The sequence below is a fragment of the Caulobacter sp. SSI4214 genome (genome assembly GCF_012184455.1).
In the GTDB taxonomy this organism is placed as follows: Bacteria; Pseudomonadota; Alphaproteobacteria; order Caulobacterales; family Caulobacteraceae; genus Caulobacter; species Caulobacter vibrioides_E.
This window is the reverse complement of the sequence record NZ_SZWJ01000134.1, coordinates 1-8,188: the sequence shown is the minus strand read 5'-3', so window position 1 is coordinate 8,188 and position 8,188 is coordinate 1. Positions and strand designations below refer to the sequence as shown.

The following is an 8,188-nucleotide window of genomic DNA, read 5'->3' as shown; positions in this document are numbered from 1 at the left end:
ACCACGGCGGCGAAGCCGGCGGCGGCTAGCCAGGCGCGAGGCTCCTTCCAGCCGGGCTTGGCGCCGGGCGCCATGTTTCCGAACACCTCGTCCTTGTCGAGGATCTGATGCTTGGCGACCGCGCCCAGGTGCAGGGCCAGAAGAACGTAGGTCAGCTTGACCAGCACGCCGTGGCCCAGTTCGCCGATCTCATGCCAGACGTGCTTGGGGCCGGCGGCCAGTTCGGGAATGCCCGGCACATGCGGCCAGGGAATGACCCCGTAAAGCAGGGTCGGGATCGCCACGCGGCTGGCCGAGACCAGGATCCAGCCCGTCAGCGGCAGGCCGATCATGATCACGTAGAAGCCGATATGGACGACCTTGGAGGCGATCCGTTCCCACTTCGGCTGCCCCTCGGGGGCCGCCGGCGGCTTGTTGAACAGCCGCCAGGCCAGGCGCGCCAGGCTCAGCAGCAGGATGGTGATGCCGATAGACTTGTGCAGCTGGAAGAGGGCGAAGGTCGTGGGCGACCCCTTGGGCCCGTCGCCCATCCGCCAGCCCAGGATGATCTGGAAGACGATGGCCGCGGCGATCAGCCAGTGAATGACGATCGCCACCGTCGTGTAACGCGTCCGGCTCGCGGCCATGCGTGTCTCCCAGATCCCCGAGTCTCGAACAGATTACTTCTTCTGGAACTCGACTTCGATGTTCAAGGTGACGTCGTCGCCGACCAGCGGGACATATTTGCTCACGCCGAAGTCCGAGCGTTTGATCGTCGTCACGGCCGAGAAGCCGGCGCGCGTTTGCAGCGGGTTCATGCCCGGACCCGAACCGTTGAAGGTCACGTCCAGCACGACCGGCTTGGTCACGCCGTGGAACGTCAGGTCGCCGGTCACCTTGCCATGCTGGCCGTCGCCGACATTGATGGCGGTCGAGACGAAGGTGATGGTCGGGTACTTGTTGGCTTCCAGCCAGCCGTCGCCGATCAGTTCCTTGTTGAACTTCAGGCCGAACTCGTCGGCGCCGGTCGAGGTGTCGAGCGAGGCCGGATCGACCGTGACGCTCAGCTTGGCGGCCGCCGGCTGGGCCGGATCATAGGTGTAGTCGGCGTCCAGCTTGGTGAAGCGCAGCGTGTAGTTCGACAGGCCCATGTGCTTGAGCTTGGCGGTCAGGGACGCGTGGGTCTTGTCGAGGACATAGTGGCCGGCCGGCATCTTGGCCGGATCGGTCGACGGCGCGGCGTAGGCGGCCGGCGCGGTCAGCAGGGCCGCGGCGAGGGCGGCGTAGGCGAGAGGACGATACATCGTGGGCTCCGAAAATTAGAACAGCACCGGTTACGGATCCCCGACTTAGGAACTCCACCATGGAGTTGAAGGGAGCGCTTATCACGAACCCGTGATTTTCCGCATAAACATGCGCGCGGCTTGGTGACGCCGCGTCACCCCGCCTAAAGAGGGGACCGAAATTCTGGAGCTTTCGGCCATGACCTACCGCGCGCCCGTCCGTGACCTCGCCTTCTCGCTGCGCCACGCCGCCGGCTTCGACCGGCTGGCCGACGCCTTCCCGGAGGCCGACGCGGACACCGTGGCGGCGGTGCTGGAGGCGGCCGGCGCCTTCGCCTCGGACGTGCTGGCCCCGCTGAACCGCCAGGGCGACCTGGTCGGCGCCAAGCTGGAAAACGGCGTGGTCCGCTGCGCGCCCGGCTTCGCCGACGCCTATCAGCAGTTCGCGCAAGGCGGCTGGACCAGCCTGGCCGCGCCAACCGAGCATGGCGGTCAGGGCCTTCCCAAGACGCTTGAGGTGGCGGTGCTCGAGATGGTTCAGGCCGCCAACATGGCCTTCGGCCTGTGCCCGATGCTGAGCCTGGGCGCGATCGAGGCGCTGGAGCACCACGGCTCCGAGAGCCAGAAGGCGACCTATCTGCCCAGGCTGGTCTCCGGCGAGTGGACCGGCACGATGAACCTGACCGAGCCGCAGGCCGGTTCGGATCTCGCGGCCCTGACCACGATCGCCACCCCGGACGGCGACGGCGGCTGGAAGATCAGCGGCCAGAAGATCTACATCACCTGGGGCGATCACGACGCGGCCGATAACATCGTCCACCTGGTGCTGGCTCGCACGCCGGACGCGCCCCCCGGGGTCAAGGGCATCTCGCTGTTTCTGGCGCCCAAGGTGCTGGTCAACGCCGATGGGTCGCTGGGCGAGCGCAACGCCCTGCGGGTCGGCGGGCTGGAGCACAAGCTAGGCATTCACGGCTCGCCCACCTGCGTGATGCTGTTCGAAGGCGCCAAGGCCGAGCTGGTCGGGGGTCTGGGTCAAGGGCTGCCCAACATGTTCACGATGATGAACGCCGCGCGCCTGCAGGTCGGCACGCAAGGCGTCGCCATCGCCGAGCGCGCGTACCAGCAGGCGCTGGCTTTCTCGCAGGACCGCGCCCAGGGCCGCTCGGCCTGGACCGGCGCCTATCCCTCGCGCCTGTTCGATCATCCGGACGTGCGGCGCTCGCTGGTCTTGATGAAGGCCCATATCGAGGCCGCGCGCGGCATCTGCCTGTCGACCGCCGTCGCCGCCGACCTGGCCCGCGCGTCGACCGATGACGCGGCCCGGACGGCGGCCAAGCTGCGCGAGGAACTGCTGACCCCGATCGCCAAGGCCTGGTCGACCGACGTCGGCGTCTGGGCGGCCTCGCAGGGCGTCCAGATCCACGGCGGCATGGGCTTCATCGAGGAGACCGGCGCGGCCCAGCACTACCGCGACGCCCGCATCGCGCCGATCTACGAAGGCACCAACGGCATCCAGGCCATTGACCTGATCGGCCGCAAACTCTCCATGGGAGAGGGTCAGGCCGTCGCCGACCTGATGGACGACATCCGCGAGACCATCGACGCCCTGAACGCCTCGGACCTCAAGGCCGTCGGCCTGCGCCTTTCGGCCGCCCTCGACGCGGCGGCCAGCGCCACGGCCTGGCTGATCGAGCGCCGCGCCAAGTCCATGCCCGACGCGCTTTCGGGCGCCACCGCCTATCTGAAACTGCTCGGCGACGTGGTCGGCGGTTGGATGCTGGCCAAGGGCGCCCTGGCGGCCTCGGGCGAGGCGGACGCCGCCTGGGCCGAGAGCAAGCGCGCCCTGGCCCGCGTGTTCGCCGAAAGCGTCCTGGCCCAGGTCCCGGGCGCGGCGGCGGGCGTCATGATCGGCGGCGCGGACTTCGAGGCGATGACGCCAGACGTGCTCGGGGCTTAATTCCAACCCAAATAAACACCGTCATCCCGCGCTTTATGCGCGGGACCCATATCTCCGCCGTAGGTGCGGAGCGGGATCAGGCTCTCACGTGAAAGCTGAACCATGGGTCCCGCGCATAAAGCGCGGGATGACGGTGTAATTGTGTGAAACCTACGCCTTGAAGAACGCCAGCAGGTCGGCGTTGATCACCTCGGGATGGGTCGTCGCCATGCCGTGCGGCAGGCCCGGATAGGTCTTCAGCGTGCCGTTCTTGACCAGCTTGATGGCCAGATGGGCGCTGTCGGCGATCGGCACGATCTGGTCGTCCTCGCCGTGCAGGATGAGCACCGGCGCGTCGATCGCCTTCAAGTCTTCGGTGAAGTCGGTCTCCGAGAAGGCCTTGATGCTGTCATAGTGGGCCTTGGCGCCGCCCATCATGCCCTGACGCCACCAGTTGTCGATCAGGCCCTGGCTGACCTTGGCGCCCGGACGGTTGAAGCCGAAGAACGGACCCTCGGGGATATCACGGAAGAACTGGGCGCGATTGGCCAGCAAGGCGGCGCGGAAGCCGTCGAACACCTCGATCGGCAGACCGCCGGGGTTGCTTTCGGTCTTGACCATGATCGGCGGCACGGCCCCGATCAGCACGGCCTTGGCGACGCGGCCATTACCGCCGAAGCGGGCCACATAGCGGGCGACCACGCCGCCGCCGGTGGAGTGGCCCACATGGATGGCGTTCTTCAGGTCCAGAGCCTCGACCAGGGCCGCGGTGTCGGCGGCGTAGGTGTCCATCTCGTTGCCGGTGTCGGTCTGGGTGGAGCGGCCATGGCCGCGACGGTCGAAGGCGATGACGCGATAGCCCTGGCCCAGGAAGAATATCATCTGGGCGTCCCAGTCGTCGGCCGACAGCGGCCAGCCGTGATGGAAGACGACCGGCTGGGCGTCCTTGGAACCCCAGTCCTTGTAGAAGATTTCGGCGCCGTCGGTGGTGGTGATGAAACCGCTGCTCATGTCCCTCGAGTCCCTTGTCTGGCTGGCCGCGAGACCGTTCTCGCCGCTGACAAGAGAAAGATGCGCCCATCTCCGAGGATACGAAATGGAAATGATCGAAACTCATCGTTTCTGATATTGCGCCACAAAAAAGGCGGCCCCGGCGTTCGTCGGGCCGCCCTTTCCGCGTGCGACCAAACGCCGCTTACAGCTGTTCCAGCAGGTACTCGGCCGACGAAACCTTGAAGGCGGTCCGCGCCCTGGGCGTGAGGGCCGCCGAGGAGAAGCTCGTTGCTGCATGACAACGTGGTCAAGCTGCTAAAGCTGGACAAAGACCGCTGAGCCGCCATCCCCCGCCCTGGACAACAAGGCGCGGGATGGCGAGCGGGTTGGCGAGACCTACGACTTGAAGAACGCCAGCAAGTCGGCGTTGATCACCTCGGGATGGGTCGAGGCCATGCCGTGGGGCAGACCCGGATAGGTCTTCAGCGTGCCGTTCTTGACCAGCTTGATGGCCAGGCGGGCGCTGTCGGCGATCGGGACGATCTGGTCGTCCTCGCCGTGCATGATGAGGACCGGCAGGTCGACCTTCTTGAGGTCGGCGGTGAAGTCGGTTTCCGAGAAGGCCTTGATGCAGTCGTAATGGGCCTTGGCCCCGCCCATCATGCCTTGGCGCCACCAGTTGTCGACAAGGCCCTGGCTGACCTTCGCGCCGGGACGGTTGAAGCCGTAGAACGGACCGGCCGGAACGTCGCGGAAAAACTGGGCGCGGTTGGCGAGGAGGGCGGCGCGGAAGCCGTCAAACACTTCGATCGGCAGGCCGCCCGGATTGGCCGGAGTCTTCAGCATGATCGGCGGCACCGCGCCGATCAGCACGACCTTGCCGACGCGGCCGGGCTTGGCGCGCGCGGCGTAGTGGATCGCCTCGCCGCCGCCGGTCGAGTGGCCGACGTGGAACGCGTTCTTCAGGTCCAGGTGATCGGCCAAGGCGATGACGTCGGCGGCGTAGGTGTCCATCTCGTTGCCGGTGTCGGTCTGGGTCGAGCGGCCATGGCCGCGACGATCATGGGCGATGACGCGGTAGCCCTTCAGCAGGAAGAACATCATCTGGGCGTCCCAGTCGTCGGCGCTGAGCGGCCAGCCGTGGTGGAACACGATCGGCTGGGCGTCCTTGGGGCCCCAGTCCTTATAGAAGATTTGGACGCCGTCCTTCGTGGTGACGAAACCGCTCTGGGCGCGATGGGCGGCGTGCGGCTTGGCTGCGGCGGCCAGGGGCGCGGCGGCGGCCGCGGCGGCGAGGCCGAGACCAGCGGTCATCAGCCCGCGGCGGGAAGCTTGGTTCGACTGGCTCATGGTGATCCCTCTTTTCGTTTCCGCGATATTCGTTATCGCGATAATGATATGGCTAATTCCAACCTGAGCCAGAGTCCAGAAGATTCTTATCGCGATATCATTTTTCGTGGTAAGGGCGGGTCAGTACGCGAACGGAGACGCCGCCGATGCGCCCGCTGGATCAGCAGATCTGCTTCACCCTCTACGCCACGAGCATGGCGATCACCCGGGCCTACAAGCCGCTGCTCGACGAGCTTGGCCTGACCTATCCGCAATATCTGGTGCTGAGCGCGCTGGGCGAGACCGATGGCGCGACCATCGGCGGCGTCGCCGCGCGGCTGGACCTGGAATCCAGCACCGTCACGCCCCTGGTCAAACGCCTGGAAGCCGCCGGTCTGGTCGAGCGGCGGCGAAGCTCGGAGGACGAGCGTCGGGTTGAGGTGTGGATGACCCCGGCGGGTCGCGCGCTGCTCGAGCGGTCGGGCTGTCTAGGCGACCTGCTATTGGAGCGCTCGGGCATGGACGGCGCGGCGCTGGAAGCATTGAACGGCCGGATCCAGGGCCTGCGCGAAGCGGTGGCCGGGAAATAGGAGCGGCGTCCGCTCTGCCGCGCGCGGCGAGGAACGGACGCCAGGCCTGGAGCCTACAGCTGCTCCAGCAGGTACTCAGCGGACGAGACCTTGAACTGGCCCGCTTCCTCGACGTGCAGCTGGGTCACGACGCCGTCCTTGGCGATCAGCGAATAGCGCTGCGAACGCGGACCCATGCCGAACTTGCTGCCGTCGAAGTCGAGGCCGATGGCGCGGGTGAAGTCGCCATTGCCGTCGGCCAGCAGCAGGACCTCGCCGTCGATGCCTTGGTCCTTGCCCCAGGCCTTCATCACGAAGACGTCGTTGACCGAGACGCAGGCGATCGTGTCCACGCCCTTGGCCTTCAGGTCGGCCGCGTGGTCCTTGAAGCCCGGCAGGTGCTTGGCCGAGCAGGTCGGGGTGAAGGCGCCGGGAACGGCGAACAGGGCGACGGTCTTGCCCTTGAAGATGTCGTCGGTGGTGAGCGGCGCCGGCCCCTCGGCCGTGCTGGTCATGAAAGTCGCCGCGGGCAGCGTGTCGCCAACCTGGATCGCCATGGGGCCGTATTCCTCGTCTCGGGGGTGAGTACCGCGCCTTCGATATCCCTCGCCGAAGCGGTCGCCAAGCGCGCTTTCACGAAGCCTACGACTTGAAACCGTCTCCTTCCGAGCCAATGCTCCGCTCATGGCCAGCATGATCGAAGACTCCGAGCATGAATTCCTGACCGGGCGGCTCCTGGTGGCGATGCCCGGCATCGAGGACGAGCGCTTCGAGCGCACGGTGCTCTACCTGTGCGCCCACGACGAGGAACAGGCCGTGGGCCTGGCGGTGAACCGCCCCGTCGAGGGCCTGACGGTGTTCGAACTTCTAGAACGCCTGGGCGTGAAGTCCGAGATCGAGGCGCCGCGCGACCTCGTCCTGCTGGGCGGGCCGCTCGAGCGCGAGCGGGGCTTCGTCCTGCACACCGACGACTTCAACTCGCCGGACTCGACCTTGCCCATCGCCGAGGGCCTGGGCCTGACCGCCACCCGCGACGTGCTGGACGCCATGGCCAGCCAGACCCGCCGCCCGCGCCGATCGATCCTGGCCCTGGGCTACGCCGGCTGGGGTCCCGGCCAGCTGGAGCAGGAACTGCGCGACAATGTCTGGCTGATCTGCGACGCCGACGAAGGTCTGTTGTTCGACGAGGATCACGCGCACAAGTGGACCCGGGCGCTGGCCAAGCTGGGGATCACGGCGGATCATTTGTCCGCCACCGCCGGTCGGGCGTGAGGATCTAAACCGACTACCCCCGCGCCTTCACTGGCGCGGCGCCGTCGACATAGGCCTCGTTCAGATAGACCTCGGCCTCCCGCGGCGACAGGGCCGGCGCGTAGCCGAAGCCCTGGCCGTAGTCGCAGCCCAGAGACTGCAGGGCGTGGGCCATCTCGGCGTTCTCGACGCCCTCGGCCACCACTTCCAGATCCAGATCCTGGCCCAGCTTGACGACCGAGCGGACGATCTTGGCCGACCCGGCGTTCGTGCCCATGGTGCGGACGAAATAGCGGTCGATCTTCAGCGTGTCGAACGGCAGGCGGGTCAGATACGACAGCGACGAGAAGCCGGTGCCGAAGTCGTCCAGCGCCAGACCCGCGCCGGCCTCGCGCAAGGTCTTCAGGATCACGGCGGCCCGCTCGGGGTCGCGCATGATGTCGCTTTCGGTGACTTCCAACTTCAGGGCGCCGCGCGGCAGGCCGTTGACGCGCAGGGTCTCGGCGACGTCGGCCACCAGGCCAGGGCGGTCGATCTCGCCGGTCGAAAGATTGACGCTGACCGTCAAGGCGCCCATGGCCGGATGGCTGTCGCGCCAGGTCGCCAACTGCTTGGCGGCGGCGTGCATCATGTGCGCGCCCAGCTCGCTCATGAGGCCCATTTCCTCGATCAGCGGCAGGAACTCGTCCGGCGGCAGCATCCCCCGGCGCGGGTGGATCCAGCGAGCCAGAGCCTCGAAGCCCGACAGCGCGCCGGTCGACAGGCGCACGACGGGCTGGAAGTAGGGCATGATCTCGCCGCGCCCGATGGCGCCGCGCAGGTCGGCTTCCAACGCCAGGCGCGAGAGA

The 8,188-nt window shown here is 67.2% G+C and carries 9 protein-coding genes and 1 pseudogene; 3 read left to right on the top strand and 7 right to left on the bottom strand.

Annotation, left to right across the window (positions count from 1 at the left end):
- Together FCU40_RS21910 and FCU40_RS21905 are read right to left on the bottom strand one after the other, a co-directional pair.
- Positions 1 to 626, bottom strand: a 626-nt coding sequence (locus FCU40_RS21910; protein WP_168077870.1) for a cytochrome b, incomplete at its 3' end; no start/stop codon positions are given.
- Between the two features lie 33 nt (positions 627 to 659).
- Positions 660 to 1,283, bottom strand: coding sequence for a YceI family protein (locus tag FCU40_RS21905; RefSeq protein ID WP_168077868.1), 624 nt, complete (start codon positions 1,281 to 1,283; stop codon positions 660 to 662).
- Positions 1,284 to 1,461: 178 nt separating this feature from the next.
- On the opposite strand from FCU40_RS21905, the gene FCU40_RS21900 reads away from it, so the two are divergent.
- Positions 1,462 to 3,219: an acyl-CoA dehydrogenase gene (locus FCU40_RS21900; protein WP_168077867.1), complete on the top strand. Its 1,758-nt coding sequence runs from the start codon at positions 1,462 to 1,464 to the stop codon at positions 3,217 to 3,219.
- A 20-nt stretch (positions 3,220 to 3,239) separates the two neighbouring features.
- Here the strand turns inward: FCU40_RS21900 and FCU40_RS23465 are convergent.
- The 3 genes and pseudogenes from FCU40_RS23465 to FCU40_RS21890 form a co-directional block, all read right to left on the bottom strand.
- Positions 3,240 to 3,323: pseudogene (locus FCU40_RS23465) on the bottom strand (hypothetical protein); the annotation flags it as partial.
- A gap of 46 nt (positions 3,324 to 3,369) precedes the next feature.
- Positions 3,370 to 4,209, bottom strand: coding sequence for an alpha/beta hydrolase (locus FCU40_RS21895; protein ID WP_168077865.1), 840 nt, complete (start codon positions 4,207 to 4,209; stop codon positions 3,370 to 3,372).
- Between the two features lie 378 nt (positions 4,210 to 4,587).
- The gene (locus FCU40_RS21890) at positions 4,588 to 5,541 is read right to left on the bottom strand and encodes an alpha/beta hydrolase (protein WP_168077864.1); all 954 of its coding nucleotides are present in this window, start codon (positions 5,539 to 5,541) and stop codon (positions 4,588 to 4,590) included.
- A gap of 146 nt (positions 5,542 to 5,687) precedes the next feature.
- Between FCU40_RS21890 and FCU40_RS21885 the strand changes: the two genes are divergently transcribed.
- Positions 5,688 to 6,110 (top strand): MarR family transcriptional regulator, encoded by a 423-nt coding sequence (locus FCU40_RS21885; protein WP_168077862.1) that lies wholly within the window; start codon positions 5,688 to 5,690, stop codon positions 6,108 to 6,110.
- A 53-nt stretch (positions 6,111 to 6,163) separates the two neighbouring features.
- Here FCU40_RS21885 and FCU40_RS21880 read toward each other — a convergent pair whose 3' ends face one another.
- Positions 6,164 to 6,646, bottom strand: coding sequence for a peroxiredoxin (locus FCU40_RS21880; protein WP_004623384.1), 483 nt, complete (start codon positions 6,644 to 6,646; stop codon positions 6,164 to 6,166).
- Positions 6,647 to 6,773: 127 nt separating this feature from the next.
- Between FCU40_RS21880 and FCU40_RS21875 the strand changes: the two genes are divergently transcribed.
- Entirely contained in the window at positions 6,774 to 7,361 is a 588-nt protein-coding gene (locus FCU40_RS21875; RefSeq protein ID WP_168077860.1) for a YqgE/AlgH family protein, read from the top strand.
- 13 nt (positions 7,362 to 7,374) lie between these two features.
- Here the strand turns inward: FCU40_RS21875 and FCU40_RS21870 are convergent.
- The coding region (locus FCU40_RS21870; RefSeq protein ID WP_168077858.1) for an EAL domain-containing protein at positions 7,375 to 8,188 on the bottom strand (814 nt) is incomplete at its 5' end.

What these genes read in the sequence shown, in the direction of transcription:
- FCU40_RS21880 (WP_004623384.1), bottom strand. Translation starts at nt 6,646, where the DNA reads ATGGCGATCCAGGTTGGCGACACGCTGCCCGCGGCGACTTTCATGACC.
- FCU40_RS21890 (WP_168077864.1), bottom strand. Translation starts at nt 5,541, where the DNA reads ATGAGCCAGTCGAACCAAGCTTCCCGCCGCGGGCTGATGACCGCTGGT.
- FCU40_RS21900 (WP_168077867.1), top strand. Translation starts at nt 1,462, where the DNA reads ATGACCTACCGCGCGCCCGTCCGTGACCTCGCCTTCTCGCTGCGCCAC.
- FCU40_RS21905 (WP_168077868.1), bottom strand. Translation starts at nt 1,283, where the DNA reads ATGTATCGTCCTCTCGCCTACGCCGCCCTCGCCGCGGCCCTGCTGACC.
- FCU40_RS21885 (WP_168077862.1), top strand. Translation starts at nt 5,688, where the DNA reads ATGCGCCCGCTGGATCAGCAGATCTGCTTCACCCTCTACGCCACGAGC.
- FCU40_RS21895 (WP_168077865.1), bottom strand. Translation starts at nt 4,209, where the DNA reads ATGAGCAGCGGTTTCATCACCACCACCGACGGCGCCGAAATCTTCTAC.
- FCU40_RS21875 (WP_168077860.1), top strand. Translation starts at nt 6,774, where the DNA reads ATGGCCAGCATGATCGAAGACTCCGAGCATGAATTCCTGACCGGGCGG.